This is a genomic window from Nocardia sp. NPDC004340 (assembly GCF_053602575.1).
Window position 1 is genome coordinate 1 of sequence record NZ_JBSGDW010000003.1, and the last position, 22,148, is coordinate 22,148.

A 22,148-nucleotide genomic window follows, 5' to 3' on the forward strand; every position below is an offset into this window, starting at 1 on the left:
AGCCACAAAAAAAAAAATAACCCCCCCATATCGCGCGGGTATAACCCCCCCCCCCCCCCCGCCCCGGCGCCCTAAACACCGCCGCCCCGCAACCCCGCCGGGCCCCCCCCCCCCGGCGGCGCCCCCCGCCATTCTCACTGTCGAAGGGTTATAGGTTGGCCGCGACGCGCTTGGCCGTGCTCTTGACCTGGAACGCCGAGATCACCTCGAAGATGCCGATCACGATCAGCCAGCAGCCGACCACGACGACCAGGGTGGTGATGGAGCGGAACGGCTCGACGATCAGCAGACCGCCACCGACGATCAGCAGGATGCCGAACAGGATCTGCCAGCCCCGGCCCGGAAGCGCGGAGTCCGATATCGCGGCCACCAGTACCGCGGTGCCACGGAAGATCCAGGTGATGCCGATCCACAACGCGAGCAGGCCGATCGCCTGGAACTCGTTGCGGAAGCAGAAGAAGCCCAGGATGAACGACAGAATGGCGGTGATGAACGACAGCACCCGCATCCAGGCGCTGACATGCAGACCGAATGCCGCGATCAGCTGGAAGACGCCGGACACGAGCAGATAGATACCGAACAGGACGCCCGCGACCACCAGGGTCGGTCCGGGCCACACCAGGATCAGGATGCCCAGCACCACCGAGAGAATGCCGGTGACCAGGATCGACTGCCACGCGCTGCGGGCCAGTGTTTGAACCGGCCCCTCGAAAACTCCCTCTTTGCTGGTTGTCATGTTTTGCAGAATATGACCAGTTCGCCGCATTTGCGGTCAATTAGCCATGTGTTGTGTTGCTGTGACCTGCCCGTGTCGCGCGGTTCAGCTCTCGTCTACGGCCCGGCGGACCGTGCGGCGCACCCAGCGGACGTCGGCTCGCCAGGTGTAGGAGGCCACCAGCAGCGACCCCACGACGGCGGCGTTGAGCATGTAGGCGCCGTCCACGACCACCGCGACCAGGCCGCCGATGAGCGCGCCCAGGCTGAACGAAAAGTATTGCGTCGCATAGCCGAGCCAGTCGCGGACGGTGCCGCCGCCGAAGGCGTGCCGCTCGATGCCCTGCGCGAGTTTCACCAGCGTGCCGGTGATGTAGCTGACCGGGATCGACACCTCGCCGTTCTTCACGAACGAGGTGTTCAGCGCGCCCATGCCGAAGGCGACGAAGAGAATGGGGGCCAGGCCGATGCCGCGCTCGTCGAGGATGTTGTCGACGATGGCCGCGCCCGCCAGCGCGACGGTGGTGAGCATGGTCGCGCCGTGCGGATGGTTGGTCCACCAGTAGCGGCGACAGATCGAGGCGATGAAGACGCCGGCCAGGAAGCACGCGATGATCGAGGCCGCACCCACGGCCAGGGTGTGATCGCCGGCGAAGTTGCCGAGGATGGCGCGTTCGGTATTGCCGGTCATGAAGGTGACGAAGTAGCCCTCGGAATGGGCGTACGCGGCCGCGCCGATGAATCCGGCCAACACCGACAACACGGCGGAAAGCCGCATCTCGAGGTCCCAGAAGGGGGCGGTGGTCGGATTGCTGGTCGTGGTCACAGCAACAGGTTAGCAATCGAAAATACGGCGGCCGGGAGGCCGAAATCCGGCTACTGACGGCGCGGCCAGTCGTGCGGTACAGTGCGTATGTTAACCGGAATTCGCACCCGGATCGTCCATTGGGAACAGGGAGAAGTCATGACTTCCGCCGTCATCGTCGACGCCATTCGCACCCCGTCCGGAAAGGGGAAATCCGGTGGCGGCCTGTCGGAAGTCCATCCGGCCACCCTGCTCGCGGGAGTGCTGGGCAGCCTGATCGAGCGCACCGGAATCGACCCGGCACTCGTCGACGATGTGATCGGCGGTTGCGTCACCCAGAGCGGTGAGCAGGCCTTCAATATCTCCCGCACCGCGGTGCTCGCGGCCGGCTTCCCGGAAGCGGTGCCCGCCACTACGGTGGACCGGCAGTGCGGATCCTCACAACAGGCCGCCCATTTCGCCGCCCAGGGCGTCATCGCCGGGGCGTACGACATCGCCATCGCGTGCGGCGTGGAGTCCATGTCGCGGGTGCCGATGTTCTCCAATGCCCAGGGCCAGGACGCCAACCGCGGCCCGATCGCGCACCGCTACCCGAACGGCCTGGTACAGCAGGGCATCTCGGCCGAGGTGCTGGCCGCGCGCTGGAAGCTGGACCGGACCGCCCTGGACGAGTTCGCCGCGCGCTCGCACCGATCGGCCGCCGCCACCGCCGCGGCCGGCGGCTTCGACAACGAACTGGTGCCCGCGGGCACGATCAGCGCCGACGAGACCATTCGCGCCGGCACCACCGTCGAGGGCCTGGCCGGACTGAAGCCCGCCTTCGTGGACGCCGAGTTCAAGGCCCGTTTCCCGGAGATCGAATGGTCGATCACCCCGGGCAACTCCTCGCCGCTGACCGACGGCGCCTCCGCCGCGCTCATCATGAGCGAGGAGAAGGCCGCCCAGCTCGGTCTGAAGCCGCGCGCCCGCTTCCACTCCTTCGCCGTCACCGGCGACGACCCGCTGCTCATGCTCACCGCCGTCATCCCCGCCACCCGCAAGGTGCTGGCGCGCGCCGGGCTGTCCATCGACGACATCGACGTCTACGAGGTGAACGAGGCCTTCGCGCCGGTGCCGCTGGTGTGGGCGCAGGAACTCGGCGCCGACCCGGCCAAGCTCAACCCGCGCGGCGGCGCGATCGCCCTGGGCCACCCGCTCGGCGCGTCCGGCGGCCGCATCCTGGCCACCATGCTCAACCACCTCGAGCAGACCGGCGGTCGCTACGGCCTGATGACCATGTGCGAGGCCGGCGGCCTGGCCAACGCCACCATCATCGAACGCCTCTGAAAAGGCGCTCCTGACACGGGAACCCGTGTGGGACGCCCGCACCCGTGAGATCGCGGATCGCGTCGGTCGACGGTCGTATGCCGCCGCCGACCGCCGAGATCACCGCTCAGTTGCCGACGGTCGCCGAGGCGACCGGGCAGCAGATCACGGACGTCCGGGCCGCCTGACTCCGGTGTTGGTGTCGTTCAGTTCGATTCGACGACCGGATCGACCCACACCCACCACCCGGCGTCGGCGATGGTGACGGTGATCGCGCGACCGTCCACCTCGACCTCGGCGGCGCCGGGGCGGTCGGCGCGGCCGTAGGCCCATCGCACGCCGCTCACGTTCGAGCCGTAGCCGAGCACGTAGACCGAGCCGCGACTGCCCACGGCGATGAATTCGCCCGCGCCGACGCTCATCCCGGCACGCCATTCGCCGTCGTCGAGGATCAGCTCGTCGAGGTCGATCTCGGAACCGTCGCCATTGGTATCGACGAGCGCGAACGCGAACGCGCCATTGCTCGCCAGCGCCAGCACCCGCGAATGTCGCGGATGCCAGCCGCCGACCGACAGGACGGTCTCCGGGCTCGGCCGGGTCGATTCACTCGGTTCAGCGGGACGCACCGCCACCACCTTTCTTCCACTGTCGCGGGAACCAGCTGAGGAACCAGAACACCGCGGTGCAGGCGAGGGCCGCCTGCGCAAGGTACCTGGTCGAATTGTCCGGGTGGCCGATATTCAGGATCAAGCTGACCCCACCGGCGAGCACCAGGCCCGCCGAGAAGGTCCGCGCGACCAGGAACGTCCAGGTCCACCGTGTCCGGCGCAGGTCGGACATGTCGAGATCCCCCCGAATCCGTTGTGCGCGACCCACTTCTATCGCGCCCTCGGAGTCTAGGGCACGCATCGTTCCGCGGCCCGGAGGGTTTTTCCCCGCGCGGCCCCCATCGGGCGACCGTCAGCGGCCCGGGAGCAATGCCGGATCGTGCGCGCCCGGGCCGAGCTGGAGACGCAGGTCCCGGGAAGCGAGGTGCTCGCCGCATTCCGAGCACACCGGCCGCACGGTCGTGACATGCCCGCACTCCGTGTGGACGGCCTCGATGGGCGGGCCGTCGGGGGCGGCCCATTCGTCGCCCCACTGCCGCATGGCAGCCAGGATCGTCCACAGCGAGCGGCCCTTGTCGGTCAGCACGTAGTCGTAGCGGACCGGATTGTCCTGGTAGGGCGTCTTTTCCAGGACCCCCTGCTCGACCAGGTGTTCCAGACGCTGGGTGAGCACATTGCGGGCGATGCCGAGGCGGGAGCGGAAGTCGTCGAAGCGGGTCACCCCGAACAGGGCGTCCCGCACGATCAGCAGCGTCCACCACTCGCCGACCACCTCCAGGCATTGGGCGATGGAGCAGTTCATGTCCTCGAAGCTGGTTCGCCGCATGGTTCCAGCATAGTCGGTTGCTTCAACGAACTCACTGCCCTATGGTCCGTCTTATGAAGCAACTCACCAGGACCGTCCGCGAGGCACAGGGGGAGACCCGATGAATACGGCTGTTGTGCAGGAGGATCGGCGGGCGACCGATCCACGGATGGTGCTCGGCATCGTCGCGGTGGCGGTGCTGCTCTCGAGCCTGGACCTGTTCATCGTCAATGTGGCGTTGCCACGGATCGCGGAGGACTTCTCCGGCGCGCGGATCTCGGGCCTGTCCTGGGTGCTCAACGCGTACGCCATCGTCTACGCGGCGCTGCTGGTACCGGCCGGGCGGCTCGGCGACCGGAACGGGCACAAGACCGCCTTCCTGACCGGGCTCGGTGTCTTCGTACTCGGATCCGCGCTGTGCGCGGTCGCCCCGAACAGTGCGGCGCTCGTCGCGTTCCGGGTGGTGCAGGCGGCCGGCGCGGCACTGCTCACCCCGTCCTCGCTCGGTCTGCTGCTGGCCGCGACACCGGCGGAGAAGCGGGCGACCGCGGTGCGGCTGTGGGTCGCGTTCGGCGGCCTGGGCGCGGCCCTGGGTCCGGTGGCGGGCGGGCTGCTCGTCGAACTGCACTGGCGCTGGGTGTTTCTGGTGAACGTGCCACTGGGGATCATCGCGGTGATCGTCGGCATCCGGCTGCTACCGCGGCCCGCGGGCACCGGGGGACCGCTGCCGGACGGGGTGGGCGCGCTGGCGCTGATCGGCTCGGCGGGCTCGCTGATCCTCGCGGTGGTGAAGGGCCAGGACTGGGGCTGGGGTTCGGCGGGCGTGCTCGGCGCGTTCGCGGCGACCATCGCGTTCGCGGCGGTCTTCGTGGTCTCCTCGCGCCGCCACCACAGCCCCGTCGTCGATCCGGGTCTGCTGCGGGTCCCGAATTTCGCTGTCGTACTCGGCAATTCCCTGTTGTTCAACTTCGCGTTCGCGGGCATGCTGCTCTCCGCGGTGCTCTGGATGCAGAACGTCTGGGGCTGGTCCGCGCTGAAGACAGGCCTGGGCATCGCACCCGGCCCCCTGGTGGTGCCGGTGGTGGCCATCGCGGCGGGCCCCTTCATCGCCCGCGTGGGCGTCGGCCGAGTGCTCGCTCTCGGCGGACTGGCCTTCGCGGCCGGGATCGTCTGGTGGGCCCAGGCCGTCGCCCTGCATCCGAACTACGCGACCGGACTGCTCGCCGGCATGCTGCTGACCGGGCTCGGCGTCGGTCTCACCCTCCCGACCGGCACCGCCGCCGGCACCTCGGGCCTCCCACCCCAGCAGTTTGCGACGGGCTCCGCCGTGCTGACTATGGCCCGGCAGATCGGAATGGCCGTGGGCGTAGCGGTTCTGGTGGCAGTGCTGGGTTCCCCGCTCGGGGGACCGGCGACCCTGGACGCCTTCCGACACGGGTGGTACGTGATCGCGGCCGCCTCCTTGGTGGCGGGCGCGCTGGGTCTGGTCGTGCGGATGCCCAAGCCTGCGGCCGGCTAGACCCGAGCCCCGGCATGGTCGAGTAGGGCGAGGATCTCGGCGGTGCGTCCCGTCTCGCCGAGCTTCGGGAAGATCCGTTCGATGCTGTTGCGATGGGCGCCCATGTCCAGATCGGCCATGGCGTCCGTCGCGAGCGTCACGTGGTAGCCGTGCTCGTAGGCGGCTCGGGCGGTCGACTCCACACCGACGCTGGTGGTCAGGCCCGCCAGCACGATCTGGGTGATGTCACGGCGGCGTAGGTGCAGGTCGAGGTCGGTTCCGTGGAATGCGCCCCACGCCCGCTTGGTCACCACGATGTCGTCAGGGTGACCGGTCAACTCGTCGACGATCGCGTCCCAGCCCTCGGGCAGGGCGCCGGGCTGCCGCGGGATCTCGTTGCGCCCCGGCGGCGCATCGGATCCGTCCGCACGTGCCGTGACCCGCACCAGGACGATCGGGGCGTGGTGCTCACGAAAGGCCCGGGCCAATTCGACTGTGCGAGCGACCACCTCGGGGCCGGAGTGCGGGACCACGGGAGCGGCGACGAGGGCCCGCTGCACATCGATGATGACCAGTGCGGTGGAAACATCCAAAGCGGTGACAGTCATGAGGGTGCGCCTTTCTGCGGTACAGCATGGGAAGGAGCCGCGGCCGGGTCGACCGGGGTGATGCGATCGGTTCGGCGGGGGAGTAGGAGCGGGCTGGCCAGGATCAGCAAGCCCGCAGCAGCGATGGCCGTGCGCGGCGTGGTCAGGCTCGCGAGCAATCCGCCCAGGGCGCTGAGCACCGCGATGGCCGCGCCACTGCTGATCGACCACGCCGAAAGAGTTCGGGCGACACGATCTTTCGGCGTGTGTTCCAGCCGGTATGTGGCCAGTACCGGGTTGTACAGGCTCATGCTGATGATGATCGCGAGCTCGACGGCGATCACGGTCATGAGGCCGAGAGCGCCAGGCTGGATGAAGACGAGGCCGATCAGCCAGATCGCGCGCAGGGTGCCGACGGTCCGGAGCACCCGGAGTTGGCTGTAGCGGGCCACCACGCGGCCCGCCAGGCGCGAGCCGATCAGGCCGCCGAGGCAGGGGGCGGCGAAGGCGAGACCGTATTGCCAAGGACTGAACCCGAGTTCGCGTAGCAACACGACGGCCAGTAATGGCTCGGTGGCCATGATCAGGCCGCTGACGAGCAACTGGTTGAGGTAGAGGGCCCGCAGTCCGGGGTGATTCAGCAGATGGCGCCAGCCTTCGAGCAGGTCGGCGGTTCGGAGGGGGCTAGCGGTGGTGCGCTGGGGCCGTTGCTCGGTGCCGCGAATCGCCGTGACGCACAGCGCCGAGAACAGGTAGCTCAGAGCGTCGGCGATGACGGTGACGACCGGTCCGAACAGACCGATCGCCGCGCCGCCCAGCGGCGGACCGACCGCGATCGAACTCCAGTTGGTCGACTCGAAGCGCGCATTCGCGACGAGCAGGTCGCCCGGGCGGACGAGGGCCTTCAGATACGCGCCACTCGCCGCGCCGAAGGCGATCTTGGCCGAGGCGACAACCGCCGAGACGATGATCAACTGGATGAAGCCGAGATGGCCCAAGGCGTAGGCGATCGGAATGGTCGCCATGACCGCGAATCGCATCAGGTCCATCGCGATCATCACCGGGCGTTTGGGCTGGAACTCGACCCAGGGGCCGAGCGGCAGGGCGATCAGCGCGCCCACCGCGGGCCCGACCGCCGCGAGCACGGACACCTGAATCGGACTGGCGTGCAACACCGTGACGGCGATCAGTGGAAGTGCGCCGAATCCGAGCCCGGAGCCGTAGGCGCTCACCGCGTAGGACGCCCACAGCCATCCGAACTCGCGGCCCAGTTCTCGTCTGGCCATCACGCTTCCGCACCTCCTGAACAACCTGCTGTTGACACCGGTGATCCAAGCAAGACCGGGAATTCGAGATCAAACAACCGATCAGTCGGCGAGCCACAACCAGGCGTTGTGGGGGGTACGGTGTGCCGGTGGATCTGACGAGTGTGCGAACTTTCGTCGTGGCCGCGGACGCGGGCCAATTCCAGGAAGCCGCCTACGAGTTGTCGATCACCCAGCAGGCGGTCTCCAAACGCATTGCGGCGCTGGAGAAATACCTGGATGTGCGCTTGTTCCACCGGACCGCGCGCGGCGCCGAACTGACCATTGACGGGCGGACTTTCCTGCCGCACGCCCGGGAACTGCTGCGGGTCACCGACCGCGCCGATGCCTCGGTGCGGCCTGGTCGGCGCGCGCTGCGCGTTGATGTGGTGAATCGACGCGTCGTCATGGCGACACTGTTGCAGGACTTCCACCTCGCACACCCCGATATCGCGCTCGACATCGTTACCCTCGAGGGCGATGCCGAAGCCGCGATCGCGGCAGTCGAAGCGGGCATGATCGACGCCACCTTCCATGCCGTCCCGGCGCGACAGCAGCTGCCCGCGGCGATCAGCAGGGCACGCGTGGTCGACGAGCCGCACGAACTGCTCGTCGGCCCCCGCCATCGGTTCGCCGATGCTCGCGCGGTGACGCCCATGCAACTGGCGGGACATCGCATCTGGATGCCGGGACTGCCCACCCACGGCGAGGTCGCCGACTATTTCGCCGAGCTCACCGAAACGTTCGGGTTCACGATCGACCGGCTCGGCCTCGTCTTCTCGAAAGAGGCCCTACTGGAGGAGATCGCCGACTCGTCGAACCTTGCGACCCTGGTCGGCGAAGGCACCCGGTACCTGTGGCCCGACCGTTTCGACCTCCGACGCATACCCGTGAGCCGTCCCTCGCTGATCTACCCGCTCTCCATCATCTGGCGTAGTGACAATCCGCATCCCGCCCTCGGCAAACTCCGCGACCATCTCGACTCCCGCCGGACGGTTACGCCCGACCACGAGATCTGGCTCCCGACATGGGCATAACACATCCCGCTACCAGCGGCGCGGAAGTTGGCTCTGCAGGTCCTCGAACATCACGGCGAGCTTGACCGGATCGGTCAGAACCAGCGCCTCGGTGTGCTTGTTCCAGCCAACGTACCGTCGGCCCGACCAGTCCAGTCGCAGCTCCTCGATCACGCTGATCTGCTGCCAGTCCTTGTCGAAATGGACGATCAGGTACACCGGAATACCTGCGCGAGCATACAATTCACGCTTGATGCCGATGTCGTCATCGATAGTGCTGTCGGATGTCACCTCGACGACCAGTAGCGTCTGGTCAGCGACGTGCCCGACATCGTATGGTCCGTCGGAGCAATCCCGCAGGATCAAATCCGGATAGCGTGCCCGCAACCGACGTCGCGGTTCGCCCTGATCGTTGTCGGCCAGTCGCATCGGCGTATCGCTGTGCACCTCCCGACAGGGCCCGTCCGGGTCGATGGCGTACTCGAGTGCGGACCTGAGCCGATGCACGACCCGATCGTGCCCCGGGCTCAGCGCCATGCACTCGAGCAGCACGCCGTCATGGATCTCACCGAAAGCATCGGCGGGGCCGGCGAGAAACTCCTCGACCGTCACGAGTCGAGGCGGCTCCTGGCCCGGCTTTGACATGGCGACAGCCTACCTCCGCTGACGCCGCGCACTCGGGCGTCGGCACCACGCGCGCTATGGTGCGCGAATGCGGACGGAGCGGGAGCAGCGGCTGATCGACACGGTGGCGTGGGTGCGGATCGAGGGCGGGAGGATTCTGTGCGCGCGGCCGAGCGGCAAGGACGTCTTCTATATCCCGGGCGGCAAACGCGAAGGGGACGAGACCGATCTGCAGACGCTCGTGCGCGAGATCCGCGAGGAGCTGACCGTCGAGATCACCACGGAGACAGTGGCTCACGTGGGCACCTACGAGGCTTTGATTCCCGACGCCGTCGTACGCATGGCCTGCTATACGGCCGAATACTCCGGCGACATCGCGGTCAGCAGCGAGATCGAGGAGATCGCCTGGTTCAGCTACGCGGACCGGCCGCACGTGCCGCCCGTGGACCAGCTCCTTTTCGATGATCTGCATGCCGACGGGCTGCTCGCGCACGGCTGACATTCCCGGCAACTAGAACATGTTGTTGACAGTTGCCTAGGCGTGGGCATCGAGAGACTGGTCCGAATGTAGAACATGTTCTAGTGTGGTGGGCACAACATTTCCAGTGTCGGAAAGTTCAGAGGAGCCCACCACACCATGCGTACCGAGATCTGTGATCGCCTCGGCATCGACGTGCCCATCTTCGCCTTCACCCACTGCCGGGACGTGGCCGCCGCGGTCAGCAACGCGGGCGGTCTCGGTGTGCTCGGCGCGGTCGGGTTCACCGCCGAGCAGCTCGAGGTCGAGCTGCAGTGGCTGGACGAGCACGTGCAGGGCGTCTACGGCGTCGACCTGGTCATCCCGTCCAAGTACGAGGGCAAGGGCGTCGAGGGCCTGAGCCCCGAGGAGCTGGAAGCCCAGCTGGCCAAGCTGGTTCCGCAGGGCCACCGCGACTTCGCGGAGAAGATCCTCAACGACCACGGCGTGCCGCACCTGCCGCCGGAGGAGAAGCACAACCAGCTGCTGGGCTGGACCGCCACCACGGTCGCCCCGCAGATCGAGGTCATCCTCAACCACCCCAAGGCCAAGCTGGTCGCCAACGCGCTCGGCACCCCGCCCGACGACGTGATCAAGCAGATCCAGGACTCCGGCCGCCTGATCGGCGCGCTGTGCGGTTCGGTCAAGCACGCCATGAACCACAAGAACGCCGGACTGGACTTCGTGGTCATGCAGGGCACCGAGGGCGGCGGCCACTGCGGCGAGATCTCCTCGGTGGTGCTGTGGCCGCAGGTCATCGACGCGATCGGCGACATGCCGGCGCTCGCGGCCGGCGGCATCGGCGACGGCCGTCAGGTCGCGGCGGCCCTGGCCATGGGCGCCGCGGGCGCGTGGACCGGCTCGCTGTGGCTGACCGTCGAGGAGGCCAATGTGCCGCCCGCGCAGATGCAGACCTACATCGACGCCACCAGCTCCGACACCGTGCGTTCGCGCTCGTGGACCGGCAAGCCGTGCCGCATGCTCAAGAACGACTGGACCGAGGCCTGGGAGGCCGAGGACACCCCGAACCCGCTCGGCATGCCGCTGCAGATGATGGTCGCCCTCGACGGCGTCAAGCGCGGCCACCGCTACCCCGAGCAGGCCAAGGACGTGAACTTCAACCCGGTCGGCCAGGTTGTCGGCATGATGAACAAGATGGAGCGTTCCGCGGACGTGGTGCAGCGCCTCATCAGCGAGTACCTCGAGGCGTGCGAGCGACTGAACAAGCTGAACAACGCCTGATCCACACCGCCTGATTCTCAGGACGATTCGGCGCGCCGGGTAGCCACTACCCGGCGCGCCGTCGTATTTCCGCAGGTGGCGGCACGGGAGAGGCTGCGGCGCCATTGTTTTCGATCTTCGCGGGACCCACCATGGAGTCACGGCGGGTGTGACACAGGTCTCCGAACCTCGCGCGCGACTTGCCGTTTCGGGTCGCCGATTGCGAAGGTTTGCGGGATATGTTGCGCACAAATCCATTACGCCTGTCGGATCGCCTGTCCCCGGCCCAGCGCCGCCTGCTGCAAGCGGTCGTATCGCTCTTGATCGTGGTCGCACTGGCCGTCGCGATCACCGTCCTCGAAAAACGCGGCGGCACAGACAAACCAGAATCGAGTGGCCCGCCGATTCCGGATCGCGGCGCGCAACCGGCCGGATCGGCCAAGGAGATCAACGCGCTGCTGGGCAAACTCAAGGTGGCCGATGAGCTGCCGATGACCGGCTATTCGCGCGATCGGTTCCCGCACTGGGACAGTGAGAAGCCCGAGCACGGATTCGGTGACAGCTTCGCGCAATACAGCCGCTGCACCACCCGTGAGGTGGTGCTACTGCGCGACGGGACCGGACCGGTGAAGCTGGATCCGAGCAGCTGCAAACTGAGTCTCGGCACCGATGCGGGCTGGCGCGATCAGTACGGGGTCATGGACAAGAAGACCAATGCCCTCAAGCCCTACAAGTGGACCACCGATTCGTCGGGCCTGGACATCGACCACATCGTGGCGCTGGCCGAGGCATGGCGGTCGGGCGCGGCGAAACTCGATGACGACACCCGCCGCCATATCGCCAATGACGCGCTGAATCTGGTGATTTCCGATCCCACCGCCAATCGTTCCAAGGGCGATCAGGATCCGTCCAGTTACCTGCCGCCCGGAAACTTCCGGTGCGCCTATATCGGGCACTACATCCAGGTGAAACTAAAGTACGGATTGAACGTCGACACCAAGGAACAGTCCGCATTGCAGACAGCGGTGAAGGACTGCATCAGCAAGGGAGAGTTCACATAGTCGCCATCGTCGAAATCCAGAGCGAGGCAGCCGTCATGACCCGGGAAGAGGGAACGGTCTCCGGGGATCTCGATGTGACGCTGGACTACTCGGGCCACGGGCTCGTCCGCTATCGCGGTACCGCCACCTGGTACACCATCGGAAATCTGGAGGACGAGGAGCCGCGCAGCTGGACCAGCGTGCAGGACCTGGCCACCGCTATCGAGCACGAGAGCGGTGGCCGCGACGCCGCCGGCAATGTGACGCCGTTCGAGGCGTGAACGCTAGTCGCGCACGGCTTTCAGGGCCTCGGCCCGCGTCTTGACCGCATCGGTCATGCCGGTGAAGCCCCTGCGCAGCGCGCCGCCGAGCAGGCCGCCGACCACCACCGACAGCGGGCCGTTGAGCTGGAAGTGCGAGTCGTAGCGGGTGCGGCCGTCACCCAGATCGGTGATCAGGTGCGAGCGTTCGCTGCTGAGCACACCGAGCGGCGCGGGCTTCATGTTGTAGCTGAACTCGCGTCCCGGGGTGCAGGAGCGGATGAACTCGCGCTGCTGCTTGGGCGGGCCGACCAGCTGCACCCGCATGTCGATGGGGGAGCCGGGTTCCAGGGTGGTCTTGCACTCCAGGACGAAGGGATTCCATTCCCCGTACGCGTCCACATCGGTGAGCACCTGCCAGACCAGCTCGGCGGGTGCGTCGATCTCCACGCTTTTGTCGATGACGAAGGCCATGGGGGAACAATACTGACACCAGTTCTAGACGGTGGGGTGGGTCTCACTCCGCGGAGCCACCCGCATCTCGCTCCGGCGGGGGATCCCGGTGACCGGCAGGTGACCCTACGGTCCGGGCATGACGGTTGAGCAGGCCCCTCCGGTGGTGCCCAGACTGCGGGAACTCGACGCGCTGCGCGGATCCGCCCTCGGCGGAATCCTTCTGGTCAATATCGAGATCATGTCGGACCCGAGCGGATTCGCGCCCGGCGCCGCGCGGACCCTGTCAGAGGCGCTGTTCCACAACAAGTTCTATGTGCTGTTCTCGTTCCTCTTCGGTTACTCGCTGACCATGCAGTTCCGATCCGCCGAACGAGCCGGGGTGAGCGGGCTCGGGGACAGCGCGGCTGCTCGAATCGCCCGAGCGCTATCTGCCGTGGCTGCCTCGCGTGCAGTGGGTAGGTTTCGGTGCCGGACTGCCGATTTCGGCATCGAATGCGCTGACGCAGTGGCCGCCCCTCGCGGGGCCCGCCATGATCGCCGGTCCGCTGGTGGCCGCGGCGTACGGGGCCACGCTGCTGCGGATCAGCCCTCGCATCCTATTGGACCCGGCGGCACCGCTACGGCCCGATCGAGTACCTGCTCCGCGCAATCACCTACGGCCCCGGCCACTTACGCCCCAGCCCCCGTACCGTCGACTCATGACCCTCGCCGAGCGCTACCCACTCCTGCACGCCCCCGCTCGCTGGGAGTGGGGCGGGCTCGACGTCCAGTTCTCGACCGAGCTGCCACCCGACGACCTCGTCACCAATATCCACCTCGTCTGTTTCGTCGGCGACCGCATCGTCCTGTGCCGCGACGAGCGCGATGTCTGGATCCTGCCCGGCGGCACCCGCGAGGCCGGAGAATCCATCGAGTCCTGCGTCATCCGGGAACTCGCGGAAGAGGCGGGCGCCGAACTGGACGGGCCCATCCGGCAAATCGGTGCGCACTACGCGACGACGGACCGTCCCGAGCCGTATCGCCCCTGGCAGCCCCATCCGCACAAGGCCTGGCTGTGGTGCATCGCCGAGGTGCGACTGACGGGCGCACCGACCAATCCCGAGGACGCCGAACAGATCCAGGAGGTCGGACTGTTCACTCTCCCGGAAGCCCTGCGCCGAGTCCGCACGGACGGCCACTATCTCCCCGAACTTCTGAAGCTGGCGGTGGAGCTCACGCGTCCGAACGCCTGAACGGAACCGCGGCCGAATAACCTTGCTGGGAAAAAGTTCGGCGCCGGTGTCGATTTCGCCTGTGGCTTTTCGTGTAGGAGGTGAACGGTCGCGGAAGAGCGGTCAACTCGAGCGAAGGAGCATCTCATGCGCAAGGTCAACGCCACTTTGTCCGTCACTCTCGACGGAGTCGTCCAAGGCCTGGGACGTCCGGACGAGGACACCCGCGGCGGCTTCACCCACGGGGGCTGGGGCGGCAAGTACAACGACGAGGTCATGGCGGCGGAGATGGGCAAGGGTATGGCCGAGCCCACGGACATGCTGTTCGGGCACCGGACCTGGACGGACTTCATCACCGCCTGGGCAACCCGCACCGACGACAACCCGTTCACCACGCACATGAACGCGGCCACCAAGTACGTCTGTTCCAGGACTCTGGTGAACGCGGACGCCTGGCAGAACTCGATCCTGTTGTCGGGCGATGCCGCCGAGACGGTGGCCAAGCTCGTGACCGAGGACGGCAGGGACCTGACGATCATCGGCAGCGCCTCGCTGGTTCGCGACCTGCACGCCGCCGGCCTGGTCGACAGCTACACGCTGCTGATCCATCCGCTCACCCTCGGCACCGGCATGCGACTGTTCGAGGGCAGCGCCCCGCTGACCGAATTCGAGCTCACCAGCAGCGTCACCACCACCAAGGGCGTGATCATCGCCCACTACACCCGTCTGTGAGGTCGGAAACCATGCAGAAGTACCTGCTGTCGATCTACCAGCCCGAGGGCGAGGCGGATCCCGCGGCCATGGTCCGAATCGTGGCCGATCTGCACCGGTTCAACGAGGAACTGCGTGAGAGCGGCTCATGGGTGTTCACCGGCGGCCTGCACGCGCCCGGCACGGCAACCGTCGTGCGTCCCGACGGCATGCTCACCGACGGTCCCTACGCCGAGGGCAAGGAACACGTCGGCGGGATCTGGGTGATCACCGCACCCGATCTGGACGTCGCACTGGAGTGGGGCCGCAAGGCTGCCGCCGCGACCACACTGCCGATCGAAGTCCGCCCGTTCCAGGACGTCGAACCGTATTGAGTCCGACACCGGAGGAGATCGCGGCCGTGTTCCGCGCCGAATACGGCAGAGCCGTCGCCGTACTCGTGCGCGGACTCGGCGATCTCAGCACGGCCGAGGACGCCGTCGCCCACGCGTTCACCACCGCCCTGCGACTCTGGCCGGTCGAGGGCATGCCGCCCAGCCCGGCCGGCTGGATCATCACCACCGCCCGCAACCGGGCAGTCGACGAGCTGCGCCGCGAATCGGTGCGCGCGCACAAACACGCCGAGGCTCAGCGCCTCCACGGCCCGGACGAACCCGCCGAGGAGGGCCCGGTGCGCGACGACCGTCTGCGGCTGATCTTCACCTGCTGTCACCCGGCCCTGGCTCTCCCCGCGCGGGTGGCCCTCACCTTGCGGCTTCTCGGCGGGCTCACCACGACCGAGATCGCGCACGCCTTCCTGGTGCCCGAACCGACGATGGCGCAGCGCCTCGTCCGAGCCAAGGCCAAGATCCGTGACGCCAAGATCCCCTACCGGGTACCCCGCGACGCCGATCTTCCCGACCGCCTCGGCGCGGTGCTCGCGGTGCTCTACCTGATCTTCAACGAAGGCTACGTCGCCACCTCCGGCGCCGAACTCGCTCGCGCCGAACTCTGCGCCGAGGCGATCCGCCTGGCGCGGCTGCTGGTCGAGCTCATGCCCGACGAGCCCGAGGCCGCGGGACTGCTCGCGCTGATGCTGTTGATCGAGGCCCGCCGCGACGCTCGCACCGACCCCGCGGGCACTCTGGTCCCGCTGGCCGAGCAGGACCGCTCCCGCTGGAACGCCGATCTGGTCACCGAGGGTCGCGCGATCACCCGCGCCTGCTTGCGCCGTGATCAGCCGGGCCGCTACCAGATTCTGGCCGCGATCAACGCCGTGCACACCGACCCCGTCACCGACTGGACGCAGATCCTCGCGCTCTACGACCAACTCGTGCACTTCGACACCGGCCCGGTGGCCGCACTCCACCGTGCTGTCGCGGTCGCCGAGGTCCAGGGCCCGGCAGCGGCTTTGCCCGTGGTGGATGATCTGAATCTCGGGAAATACTACCTGTTTCACGCGATCCGCGGTGACCTGCTCGCCCGCCTCGGGCGCACAACGGAAGCCGGTCAGGCCTTCGGGACCGCGGCGCAGCTCACCGAGAACCAGTCGGAGCGCACCTTTTTGCTCGCTCGGCGTGACCGACTCGGTCGAACGGGCCACTCCCGCAACGACTGACCGACAACTTCTCAGCGTCCGGCATCAGTCGGCTGCGCCACCACCCCGGCTACGAGGAGGGCGACAGCGCGTTCGACGCGGTCGGTGTCGCCGGTGATCCACCAATCCATGATCAGGCCGCGGACACCCGAAACGAGCAGCGTCGCCGAGGCTTCGGGGTCGGGCAAGCTCGGGTCGATGCGGTGCAGGGACTCGGCCATCGGGGTGACCAGCGCGGTGATCGCGTCGGTCGCGTAGGGCCGGAAGGGGCTGCCGGGAACCGTTGCGGCGCCGAGGACTTGGAGCAGGGCGCGCAGGCTGACCGCGCTGTCGCCGGCGGTGTTCAGGTCGAAGGAGCTGGTCAGGCGGGTGGCGAGGGTGGCCGTGTCGTCGATGCCGGAGAACATCGCGCCGATGTCGGGGCGGTGAGATTCCAAGGCGGCGACCAGCATCGCCTCCTTGGTGCCGAAGTAGTGGATGAGCATGCGGGAGCTGGTGCCCAGGTATTCGGCCAGCGGGCGCAGCGAGAGTTCGGTGAGGCCGTGGTCGGCGATGTAGGCGATGACGCCTTCGAGGAGCTGGGCGCGGCGGGCGTGGTCGAGTGGGCGGGGCACCGGTTGACTGTAGCGGGTGCTACAGGTATTCATGTCTCCATGAGTGTAGCGATTGGTACAGAAACTCGACGGGACGTGGTGGTCACGGCGATGGCGGCGACCACCTGCCTGGGGGCCGACCTCGACGCCACCTGGTCACGGCTGCTGGCGGGGGACAGTGGGATCGGCACGCTCACCGACGATTTCGTCACCGAGAATCAGCTGCCGGTGCGGATCGGCGGACGGCTGGTGACACAGCCGGGGGAGCGGCTGACCCGGATCGAACAGCGGCGGATGTCGTTCGTGCAGCAGCTGGCGCTGGTGCTGGGACGGCAGGTGTGGCAGGACGCGGGGACGCCGGAGGTCGAGGCGGAACGACTTGCGGTCGCCGTGGGCACCGGACTCGGCGGCGGGGAGGCGCTCATCAATGCCGTGGACCTGATGAAGACCGGCGGCTACCGGAAGGTGCCGCCCATGACGGTGCCGATGGTCATGCCGAACGGACCGGCCGCCACGGTCGGCCTGGAGATCGGCGCGAAAGGCGGTGTGTACGCGCCGGTTTCGGCCTGCGCGTCGGGCGCGGAGGCCATCGCGCATGCATGGCGGCTGATCGCCACCGGTGAGGCGGACGTGGCGGTCGCGGGCGGCGTCGAGGGTCATATCGACGCGGTGCCGATCGCCAGTTTCGCCATGATGCGGGCCATGAGCACCCGCAATGACGAACCCGAGCGCGCCTCACGGCCTTTCGACCGGGACCGGGACGGCTTCGTCTTCGGCGAGGCGGGGGCCCTGCTGGTGCTGGAGTCGGCCGAGCACGCGCGGGCGCGGGGTGCGCGGGTGCTCGGCCGGGTACTGGGCGCGGGCATCACCTCGGACGGCTATCACATCACCGGCACCTCGCCCGACGGCGACGGTGCGGCCCGCGCCATGCGCAAGGCGCTCGCGACGGCGGGGCTGACAGGCGCGGAGGTCGATCACGTCAACGCGCACGCCACCGGCACTCCGGTCGGTGACGCCTCGGAGGCGAAGGCCGTCATGGCGGTGACGCCGCACGCGTCGGTGTACGCGCCCAAATCGGCGCTGGGACATTCGATCGGCGCGGTCGGGGCGCTGGAGGCGATCCTCACGCTGCGCACCCTGGCCGAGCAGACCGTGCCGCCCACACTGAATTTCGAGAATCCGGACCCGGGGATCGAGCTCGACATGGTCGCCGACAAGCCGCGCGAGCAGCGACTGCGGTACGCCCTGAGCAATTCGTTCGGCTTCGGCGGCCACAACGTCACGCTGGCCCTCGCGCCCGCCTGAGCGGAAATTCGCTCGGCACAATGCGATTCAGTCAGGTCAGGGCAGTTTGTCGGTCTGGACGCGCGGGTCCAGTTTGCGCAGGGTGTCGGGCCGGTCGGTCAGGCACGGCCAATCCCGGCTTACCGCTTCGAGAGTGGCGTGCCCGGCCGGGATTAGGGCGTCGGCGTCGGGCCGATCGGCCAGGGTGTCGCCCAGCTGATCGCTGGCGGGGCGGTCCAGCGGCTGGATGACGGTGTTGGGCAGGTCCAGCAGCACCGTGAGGATGTCCCAGCGGCCGGGCGGGATCAGGGCGCGGGCGGCGGCCAGCGCGGTGGCCGGGACGATGATGGTGTGCCCGGCGTCCGCGGTGGCCCACACCACCGATTGCACGTAGGCCACGCGGTGGGCCCAGGCGGTCAGCGCGGCGGTGTCGAAGACGACGCCGCCCAGGGTCGGGGCGGCGGGGCTCATGCCGCGCCGGCGTGATCGCCGGGGGCCTCCTCGTCATCGGATAATGGTGGCAACCCCTGCACCGCCCGGGCGCGATTGATCAGATCCAGCGGCGGGCGGCCGCCGAGCGCGTTCTCCAGGCGGGCCAGTGAGTCGGCGCGGTCGACGCGCGCCTTCACGGACTCGGCGACGAACGCGGAGATCGAGGCGATGCGTCCGGAGCTGCGCCAGTCGTCGAGAGTGGCGGCGATCTCCTCGGGCATCGTCACGGTTATCTTGCGGGTGCGACGCGGTCTCGCCATACCGCGATAGTAAAGCGGTATGCGCGGCGGGCAAAAGCTGACACCCGCGCCGTGCGCCGGAACCGCAGGGGCGCAATCCCGCACGAAATCGGGCTATTCGGATCGGCCTGATCGGAAACCTGCCGGTCAGGCGCGGGGGCGGGTTCGATACGGTGGAGTGTGCCCACCGCCGTGGGCATCGCCGCAAATCTCCAGTCAAGAGGACATAACTCGATGGATCAGAGTTCGATCGTGTGGGCCGACGGTGCCGTGGTCACCATCGACCAGCGAGCCCTGCCGCACCAGGTGCGGGAGCTGCGGCTCACGACGGTCGACGAGGTCATCGACGCCATCAAGACGCTGGCCGTGCGCGGCGCGCCCGCCATCGGCGTGTGCGGCGCGTTCGGTGTGGTGATCGCGGCCCGGGCCGCCACCACCGACGGCGTCCTCGACGAAGCGCTGGTCGAGTCCGAGGCCGCCCGCATCGCGGCCGCCCGTCCGACCGCGGTGAACCTGGCGTGGGGTGTGCAGCGGACGCTGTCCGAGCTGGCCGGGGGTGTCGAGGCGCTCGAGGCGGAGGCGCTGGAGCTGCTGGCCGAGGATGGCCGGGTGAACCTGGCCGCCGCCACCGAGGCCGCCGATCTGATCCAGCGACTGTGCGGGGACCGCCCGCTGCGGCTGCTCACCCACTGCAATACCGGCCGCCTGGCCACCACCGCGTGGGGAACCGCCATCGGCGCGCTGCGGGTACTGCATCAGCGCGGCGCGCTGGCCGAGGTGATCGTCGACGAGACCCGCCCGCTGTTGCAGGGCGCGCGCCTGACCGCGTGGGAGATGGCCGAGGCCGGGATCCCGCACCGGCTCACCATCGATTCGGCGGCGGCCTGGGCCATGGCCACCGAGGGCGTGGACGCGGTCGTCGTGGGCGCGGACCGGATCACCGCCGACGGGGCCGTGGCAAACAAGATCGGCACCTACATGCTGGCCATCGCGGCCGCGCACCACGGCATTCCGTTCATCGTGGTCGCGCCGGAGTCGACGCGCGACATCTCCACGGCCCGCGGCTCCGACATCGTGGTGGAGCAGCGCGCGGCCGCCGAGGTGACCGGATTCGGCAGCGTCGCAACGGCTCCCGAGGGCACGGCCACCTTCAACCCGGCCTTCGATGTCACCCCGGCCGAGCTGGTCACCGCCGTGGTCACCGAGTTCGGGGTGCTCGAGGACCCGTCCGCCGCCCGCACCGCCGCCGGTGCGGCGACCACGCCGGGATCGGCCGACACCGCCGGCACCGAGATCGCGGACATCGCGCGCGGCCTGTACGCGAGCGGCTGGATGCCGGGCACCGCGGGCAATATCTCTGTGCGCCGGGGCGATACGGCCGTCATCACCGCGAGCGGGCTGTCCAAGGGCGAGCTCACCGCCTCGGACATGGTCACCGTCGCCGTGGTCGACTCGAAGCCCGTGGGCGACTCCGGCCGGAAGCCGTCGGCGGAGACCACCATCCACACCGCCGTCTACCGCACCCGCGGCGCGGACGCCGTGGTGCACGTGCACCCGCCGCACGCCACGGCCGTGTCGATCCGGACCGGCGGAAACGGTGTCACCACCGCACGTTTCGCCGGATACGAGCTGATCAAGGGCCTGGGCTCGGCCCGCCCGGATCTCGTCGACATCCCGGTGTTCCCGAATCACGCGGATGTGCCTCGGATCGGCGCGGACATCGAGAAGTATCTGACCGAGCACCCGGAGGCCCCGCCGGTGCTGTTCATCGCCGGGCACGGCATCACCACCTGGGGCGCGTCGCTGGCGCAGGCCCGCGACCGCGCCGAATGCCTCGAGGCGATGTGCGAACTGACCACTCTGACCGGGCACCAGGAGCTCCCGGTGCGCGACCATGTGTGAAACGAATACCGCGTTCCGAGAAGGGAACTTCCGATGACCCTGTTGCAGATCATGTCCGACACCGACGCCGGTGAGGTCGTCCTGCGCACCGATGACGACGCGGTGATCGCCGCCGAACTGGGCAAGCGCGGCATCACCTTCGAGCGCTGGCCGCTGCTGGAGGGCTTCAGCGCTGCCACCACGACCGAGCGGCTGCTGGCCGAATACCAGGGCCGCATCGACGAATTGAACGCCGACGGCCGCTACAAGTTCATCGACGTGGCCCGCATCCACCCCGATGACGCCGACCCGGAGTGGCCCGCCAAGGCGGTCGCCGCACGCACCAAGTTCCTCGACGAGCACCGCCACGCCGAGGACGAGGTCCGGTTCTTCGCCGCCGGCGCGGGCTGCTTCTACCTGCACCTGGGCAACGAGGTGCTGGCGACGGTGTGCACCGCGGGCGATCTGGTGTCGGTGCCCGCGGGCACGCTGCACTGGTTCGACATGGGCACCCGCCCGGAGTTCGTGGCCGTGCGCTTCTTCGAGGAAGAGGACGGCTGGATCGGCGATTTCAGCGGCGACAAGATCTCCGCGGGCTTCCCGACCCTGGACGAATTGCTGGCCCCGGCATGATCAAGGTGGTCGTGCTCGATATCGAGGGGACTACCAGCCCGACCAGTTCGGTGCGGGAGGAGCTCTACGGCTACACCCGGGAACGGCTCCCGGGCTGGCTGGCCGACAACCGCTCCACCTCCCAGCGCTTCGGCGGCGACGCCGATCCCATCATCGAGGCCACCCGCGCCCAGGCGGACCGCCCGGACGCGGACGCCGCCGAGGTGGCCCGGATTCTCATCGAGTGGCTGAACACCGATGTGAAGTCCGAGCCGCTCAAGGCCGCCCAGGGCATCATCTGCGCCGAGGGTTTCCGCAACGGCGCGCTGCACGGCGAGTTCTTCCCCGACGTCGCCCCGGCCCTGCGGGCCTGGCGTGCCGCGGGGCTGGAGCTCTACATCTATTCGTCGGGTTCGGTGCGCAATCAGAAGGATTGGTTCGAATTCGCGCGCGGCGGCGATCTGTCCCCGCTCATCAGCGGGCATTTCGACCTGTCGACCGCGGGCCCGAAGCGCGAGGCCGCGTCCTACGAGAAGATCGCGAGCGCCATCGGCGTTCCGGCCGAACAGATCCTGTTCCTGTCCGATCACCCGGACGAGGTGGACGCGGCGGCCGCCGCGGGCTGGCAGGCCGTCGGCGTGACCCGCCCGGGCGAGCCGAACAGCCCGCGCGGTCCGCACCGTTGGATCAGCGATTTCGCGGACGTCGTCCCCAACTGACAGGCGCCGCAACGGCATTGGCGCAAGCCATGACAGAGATCGAGCCCGCCCGGCGTATGCCGGACGGGCT

At 68.4% G+C, this 22,148-nt stretch carries 28 protein-coding genes and 1 pseudogene; 17 read left to right on the forward strand and 12 right to left on the reverse strand.

The genetic code is table 11. From position 1 onward, the window contains the following. Positions 1 to 148: 148 nt before the first annotated feature. Positions 149 to 736, reverse strand: coding sequence for a DUF308 domain-containing protein (locus ACWEOI_RS11990; RefSeq protein WP_433665719.1), 588 nt, complete (start codon positions 734 to 736; stop codon positions 149 to 151). Between the two features lie 84 nt (positions 737 to 820). Beyond that, positions 821 to 1,492, reverse strand: a complete 672-nt coding sequence (locus tag ACWEOI_RS11995; protein ID WP_433673355.1) for a DUF1275 family protein — start codon at positions 1,490 to 1,492, stop codon at positions 821 to 823. A 186-nt stretch (positions 1,493 to 1,678) separates the two neighbouring features. Between ACWEOI_RS11995 and ACWEOI_RS12000 the strand changes: the two genes are divergently transcribed. Together ACWEOI_RS12000 and ACWEOI_RS12005 are read left to right on the forward strand one after the other, a co-directional pair. Continuing rightward, positions 1,679 to 2,845, forward strand: a complete 1,167-nt coding sequence (locus ACWEOI_RS12000) for a thiolase family protein (RefSeq protein ID WP_452359590.1) — start codon at positions 1,679 to 1,681, stop codon at positions 2,843 to 2,845. A 44-nt stretch (positions 2,846 to 2,889) separates the two neighbouring features. Further along, complete coding sequence (locus ACWEOI_RS12005; protein WP_452359591.1) at positions 2,890 to 3,012, forward strand: hypothetical protein; 123 nt, start codon at positions 2,890 to 2,892, stop codon at positions 3,010 to 3,012. A gap of 18 nt (positions 3,013 to 3,030) precedes the next feature. On the opposite strand, the gene ACWEOI_RS12010 is transcribed toward ACWEOI_RS12005, so the two are convergent. The 3 genes from ACWEOI_RS12010 to ACWEOI_RS12020 form a co-directional block, all read right to left on the reverse strand. Then, positions 3,031 to 3,450, reverse strand: a complete 420-nt coding sequence (locus ACWEOI_RS12010) for a hypothetical protein (RefSeq protein WP_452359592.1) — start codon at positions 3,448 to 3,450, stop codon at positions 3,031 to 3,033. Then, on the reverse strand, positions 3,437 to 3,664 hold the full coding sequence (locus ACWEOI_RS12015; RefSeq protein ID WP_452359593.1) for a hypothetical protein: 228 nt from the start codon (positions 3,662 to 3,664) through the stop codon (positions 3,437 to 3,439). Before ACWEOI_RS12015 ends, ACWEOI_RS12010 begins: the two co-directional genes overlap by 14 nt. Positions 3,665 to 3,784: 120 nt before the next feature. After that, positions 3,785 to 4,258, reverse strand: coding sequence for a winged helix-turn-helix transcriptional regulator (locus tag ACWEOI_RS12020; protein ID WP_433665723.1), 474 nt, complete (start codon positions 4,256 to 4,258; stop codon positions 3,785 to 3,787). A 100-nt stretch (positions 4,259 to 4,358) separates the two neighbouring features. Between ACWEOI_RS12020 and ACWEOI_RS12025 the strand changes: the two genes are divergently transcribed. Next, positions 4,359 to 5,756: an MFS transporter gene (locus ACWEOI_RS12025; protein WP_433665724.1), complete on the forward strand. Its 1,398-nt coding sequence runs from the start codon at positions 4,359 to 4,361 to the stop codon at positions 5,754 to 5,756. Here ACWEOI_RS12025 and ACWEOI_RS12030 read toward each other — a convergent pair. After that, positions 5,753 to 6,343, reverse strand: coding sequence for an isochorismatase family protein (locus ACWEOI_RS12030; RefSeq protein WP_452359594.1), 591 nt, complete (start codon positions 6,341 to 6,343; stop codon positions 5,753 to 5,755). The two genes, ACWEOI_RS12025 and ACWEOI_RS12030, sit on opposite strands and share 4 nt — an antisense overlap. After that, complete coding sequence (locus tag ACWEOI_RS12035) at positions 6,340 to 7,608, reverse strand: MFS transporter (RefSeq protein ID WP_452359595.1); 1,269 nt, start codon at positions 7,606 to 7,608, stop codon at positions 6,340 to 6,342. The genes ACWEOI_RS12030 and ACWEOI_RS12035 overlap by 4 nt, the downstream gene beginning before the upstream one ends. Before the next feature lie 128 nt (positions 7,609 to 7,736). Here ACWEOI_RS12035 and ACWEOI_RS12040 point away from each other — a divergent pair, with 128 nt between their 5' ends. Then, positions 7,737 to 8,663 (forward strand): LysR family transcriptional regulator, encoded by a 927-nt coding sequence (locus ACWEOI_RS12040; RefSeq protein WP_452359596.1) that lies wholly within the window; start codon positions 7,737 to 7,739, stop codon positions 8,661 to 8,663. A gap of 9 nt (positions 8,664 to 8,672) precedes the next feature. On the opposite strand, the gene ACWEOI_RS12045 is transcribed toward ACWEOI_RS12040, so the two are convergent. Then, positions 8,673 to 9,254: a Uma2 family endonuclease gene (locus ACWEOI_RS12045; RefSeq protein ID WP_433665727.1), complete on the reverse strand. Its 582-nt coding sequence runs from the start codon at positions 9,252 to 9,254 to the stop codon at positions 8,673 to 8,675. Between the two features lie 100 nt (positions 9,255 to 9,354). Here ACWEOI_RS12045 and ACWEOI_RS12050 point away from each other — a divergent pair, with 100 nt between their 5' ends. The 4 genes from ACWEOI_RS12050 (at position 9,355) to ACWEOI_RS12065 (ending at position 12,325) form a co-directional block, all read left to right on the forward strand. Continuing rightward, entirely contained in the window at positions 9,355 to 9,765 is a 411-nt protein-coding gene (locus ACWEOI_RS12050) for an NUDIX hydrolase (RefSeq protein WP_452359597.1), read from the forward strand. 138 nt (positions 9,766 to 9,903) lie between these two features. Beyond that, on the forward strand, positions 9,904 to 11,025 hold the full coding sequence (locus ACWEOI_RS12055) for an NAD(P)H-dependent flavin oxidoreductase (protein ID WP_357081768.1): 1,122 nt from the start codon (positions 9,904 to 9,906) through the stop codon (positions 11,023 to 11,025). A 218-nt stretch (positions 11,026 to 11,243) separates the two neighbouring features. Beyond that, positions 11,244 to 12,065: an HNH endonuclease family protein gene (locus tag ACWEOI_RS12060; protein ID WP_433665729.1), complete on the forward strand. Its 822-nt coding sequence runs from the start codon at positions 11,244 to 11,246 to the stop codon at positions 12,063 to 12,065. Between the two features lie 35 nt (positions 12,066 to 12,100). Continuing rightward, complete coding sequence (locus ACWEOI_RS12065; RefSeq protein WP_357081764.1) at positions 12,101 to 12,325, forward strand: hypothetical protein; 225 nt, start codon at positions 12,101 to 12,103, stop codon at positions 12,323 to 12,325. Positions 12,326 to 12,328: 3 nt separating this feature from the next. Here the strand turns inward: ACWEOI_RS12065 and ACWEOI_RS12070 are convergent, their stop codons facing one another. Then, on the reverse strand, positions 12,329 to 12,778 hold the full coding sequence (locus tag ACWEOI_RS12070) for an SRPBCC family protein (RefSeq protein ID WP_452359598.1): 450 nt from the start codon (positions 12,776 to 12,778) through the stop codon (positions 12,329 to 12,331). Between the two features lie 576 nt (positions 12,779 to 13,354). On the opposite strand from ACWEOI_RS12070, the pseudogene ACWEOI_RS12075 reads away from it, so the two are divergent. The 5 genes and pseudogenes from ACWEOI_RS12075 to ACWEOI_RS12095 all read left to right on the forward strand — a co-directional run. Continuing rightward, positions 13,355 to 13,462 (forward strand): annotated as a pseudogene (locus ACWEOI_RS12075) (DUF418 domain-containing protein); the annotation flags it as partial. Beyond that, positions 13,459 to 13,992: an NUDIX domain-containing protein gene (locus ACWEOI_RS12080; RefSeq protein ID WP_452359599.1), complete on the forward strand. Its 534-nt coding sequence runs from the start codon at positions 13,459 to 13,461 to the stop codon at positions 13,990 to 13,992. The pseudogene ACWEOI_RS12075 and the gene ACWEOI_RS12080, both read left to right, overlap by 4 nt. A gap of 126 nt (positions 13,993 to 14,118) precedes the next feature. Next, positions 14,119 to 14,703 (forward strand): dihydrofolate reductase family protein, encoded by a 585-nt coding sequence (locus tag ACWEOI_RS12085; protein WP_452359600.1) that lies wholly within the window; start codon positions 14,119 to 14,121, stop codon positions 14,701 to 14,703. Positions 14,704 to 14,714: 11 nt separating this feature from the next. Continuing rightward, on the forward strand, positions 14,715 to 15,056 hold the full coding sequence (locus tag ACWEOI_RS12090; protein WP_433665735.1) for a YciI family protein: 342 nt from the start codon (positions 14,715 to 14,717) through the stop codon (positions 15,054 to 15,056). Next, a complete protein-coding gene (locus ACWEOI_RS12095; RefSeq protein WP_452359601.1) occupies positions 15,053 to 16,279 on the forward strand; it encodes an RNA polymerase sigma factor in 1,227 nt (408 codons plus the stop codon). The genes ACWEOI_RS12090 and ACWEOI_RS12095 overlap by 4 nt, the downstream gene beginning before the upstream one ends. Before the next feature lie 11 nt (positions 16,280 to 16,290). Here ACWEOI_RS12095 and ACWEOI_RS12100 read toward each other — a convergent pair whose 3' ends face one another. Next, positions 16,291 to 16,872 carry a TetR/AcrR family transcriptional regulator gene (locus ACWEOI_RS12100; protein ID WP_379278602.1) on the reverse strand — a complete coding sequence of 194 codons (582 nt, stop codon included), beginning with the start codon at positions 16,870 to 16,872 and terminating at the stop codon, positions 16,291 to 16,293. A 39-nt stretch (positions 16,873 to 16,911) separates the two neighbouring features. Here ACWEOI_RS12100 and ACWEOI_RS12105 point away from each other — a divergent pair, with 39 nt between their 5' ends. Continuing rightward, positions 16,912 to 18,156, forward strand: coding sequence for a KasA/KasB family beta-ketoacyl-ACP synthase (locus ACWEOI_RS12105; protein WP_452359602.1), 1,245 nt, complete (start codon positions 16,912 to 16,914; stop codon positions 18,154 to 18,156). A 36-nt stretch (positions 18,157 to 18,192) separates the two neighbouring features. Here ACWEOI_RS12105 and ACWEOI_RS12110 read toward each other — a convergent pair whose 3' ends face one another. Together ACWEOI_RS12110 and ACWEOI_RS12115 are read right to left on the reverse strand one after the other, a co-directional pair. Beyond that, positions 18,193 to 18,606, reverse strand: a complete 414-nt coding sequence (locus ACWEOI_RS12110; protein ID WP_357081746.1) for a hypothetical protein — start codon at positions 18,604 to 18,606, stop codon at positions 18,193 to 18,195. After that, complete coding sequence (locus ACWEOI_RS12115; RefSeq protein WP_357081744.1) at positions 18,603 to 18,887, reverse strand: ribbon-helix-helix domain-containing protein; 285 nt, start codon at positions 18,885 to 18,887, stop codon at positions 18,603 to 18,605. The genes ACWEOI_RS12110 and ACWEOI_RS12115 overlap by 4 nt, the downstream gene beginning before the upstream one ends. 213 nt (positions 18,888 to 19,100) lie before the next feature. On the opposite strand from ACWEOI_RS12115, the gene mtnA reads away from it, so the two are divergent. Genes mtnA through mtnC form a run of 3 tightly spaced genes read left to right on the forward strand, consistent with a single transcriptional unit; the run spans position 19,101 to position 22,078 of the window. Beyond that, on the forward strand, positions 19,101 to 20,768 hold the full coding sequence (gene mtnA / locus ACWEOI_RS12120; protein WP_452359603.1) for an S-methyl-5-thioribose-1-phosphate isomerase: 1,668 nt from the start codon (positions 19,101 to 19,103) through the stop codon (positions 20,766 to 20,768). Positions 20,769 to 20,801: 33 nt separating this feature from the next. Next, positions 20,802 to 21,380, forward strand: a complete 579-nt coding sequence (locus tag ACWEOI_RS12125; protein WP_433665740.1) for a 1,2-dihydroxy-3-keto-5-methylthiopentene dioxygenase — start codon at positions 20,802 to 20,804, stop codon at positions 21,378 to 21,380. After that, positions 21,377 to 22,078 carry an acireductone synthase gene (mtnC, locus tag ACWEOI_RS12130; protein WP_452359604.1) on the forward strand — a complete coding sequence of 234 codons (702 nt, stop codon included), beginning with the start codon at positions 21,377 to 21,379 and terminating at the stop codon, positions 22,076 to 22,078. The genes ACWEOI_RS12125 and mtnC overlap by 4 nt, the downstream gene beginning before the upstream one ends. Positions 22,079 to 22,148: the final 70 nt, after the last annotated feature.

What these genes read in the sequence shown, in the direction of transcription:
- ACWEOI_RS11990 (WP_433665719.1), bottom strand. Translation starts at nt 736, where the DNA reads ATGACAACCAGCAAAGAGGGAGTTTTCGAGGGGCCGGTTCAAACACTG.
- ACWEOI_RS11995 (WP_433673355.1), bottom strand. Translation starts at nt 1,492, where the DNA reads ATGCGGCTTTCCGCCGTGTTGTCGGTGTTGGCCGGATTCATCGGCGCG.
- ACWEOI_RS12000 (WP_452359590.1), top strand. Translation starts at nt 1,679, where the DNA reads ATGACTTCCGCCGTCATCGTCGACGCCATTCGCACCCCGTCCGGAAAG.
- ACWEOI_RS12015 (WP_452359593.1), bottom strand. Translation starts at nt 3,664, where the DNA reads ATGTCCGACCTGCGCCGGACACGGTGGACCTGGACGTTCCTGGTCGCG.
- ACWEOI_RS12020 (WP_433665723.1), bottom strand. Translation starts at nt 4,258, where the DNA reads ATGCGGCGAACCAGCTTCGAGGACATGAACTGCTCCATCGCCCAATGC.
- ACWEOI_RS12025 (WP_433665724.1), top strand. Translation starts at nt 4,359, where the DNA reads ATGAATACGGCTGTTGTGCAGGAGGATCGGCGGGCGACCGATCCACGG.
- ACWEOI_RS12030 (WP_452359594.1), bottom strand. Translation starts at nt 6,343, where the DNA reads ATGACTGTCACCGCTTTGGATGTTTCCACCGCACTGGTCATCATCGAT.
- ACWEOI_RS12035 (WP_452359595.1), bottom strand. Translation starts at nt 7,608, where the DNA reads ATGGCCAGACGAGAACTGGGCCGCGAGTTCGGATGGCTGTGGGCGTCC.
- ACWEOI_RS12050 (WP_452359597.1), top strand. Translation starts at nt 9,355, where the DNA reads ATGCGGACGGAGCGGGAGCAGCGGCTGATCGACACGGTGGCGTGGGTG.
- ACWEOI_RS12055 (WP_357081768.1), top strand. Translation starts at nt 9,904, where the DNA reads ATGCGTACCGAGATCTGTGATCGCCTCGGCATCGACGTGCCCATCTTC.
- ACWEOI_RS12060 (WP_433665729.1), top strand. Translation starts at nt 11,244, where the DNA reads ATGTTGCGCACAAATCCATTACGCCTGTCGGATCGCCTGTCCCCGGCC.
- ACWEOI_RS12065 (WP_357081764.1), top strand. Translation starts at nt 12,101, where the DNA reads ATGACCCGGGAAGAGGGAACGGTCTCCGGGGATCTCGATGTGACGCTG.
- ACWEOI_RS12070 (WP_452359598.1), bottom strand. Translation starts at nt 12,778, where the DNA reads ATGGCCTTCGTCATCGACAAAAGCGTGGAGATCGACGCACCCGCCGAG.
- ACWEOI_RS12080 (WP_452359599.1), top strand. Translation starts at nt 13,459, where the DNA reads ATGACCCTCGCCGAGCGCTACCCACTCCTGCACGCCCCCGCTCGCTGG.
- ACWEOI_RS12085 (WP_452359600.1), top strand. Translation starts at nt 14,119, where the DNA reads ATGCGCAAGGTCAACGCCACTTTGTCCGTCACTCTCGACGGAGTCGTC.
- ACWEOI_RS12090 (WP_433665735.1), top strand. Translation starts at nt 14,715, where the DNA reads ATGCAGAAGTACCTGCTGTCGATCTACCAGCCCGAGGGCGAGGCGGAT.
- ACWEOI_RS12105 (WP_452359602.1), top strand. Translation starts at nt 16,912, where the DNA reads ATGAGTGTAGCGATTGGTACAGAAACTCGACGGGACGTGGTGGTCACG.
- ACWEOI_RS12110 (WP_357081746.1), bottom strand. Translation starts at nt 18,606, where the DNA reads ATGAGCCCCGCCGCCCCGACCCTGGGCGGCGTCGTCTTCGACACCGCC.
- ACWEOI_RS12115 (WP_357081744.1), bottom strand. Translation starts at nt 18,887, where the DNA reads ATGGCGAGACCGCGTCGCACCCGCAAGATAACCGTGACGATGCCCGAG.
- mtnA (WP_452359603.1), top strand. Translation starts at nt 19,101, where the DNA reads ATGGATCAGAGTTCGATCGTGTGGGCCGACGGTGCCGTGGTCACCATC.
- ACWEOI_RS12125 (WP_433665740.1), top strand. Translation starts at nt 20,802, where the DNA reads ATGACCCTGTTGCAGATCATGTCCGACACCGACGCCGGTGAGGTCGTC.
- mtnC (WP_452359604.1), top strand. Translation starts at nt 21,377, where the DNA reads ATGATCAAGGTGGTCGTGCTCGATATCGAGGGGACTACCAGCCCGACC.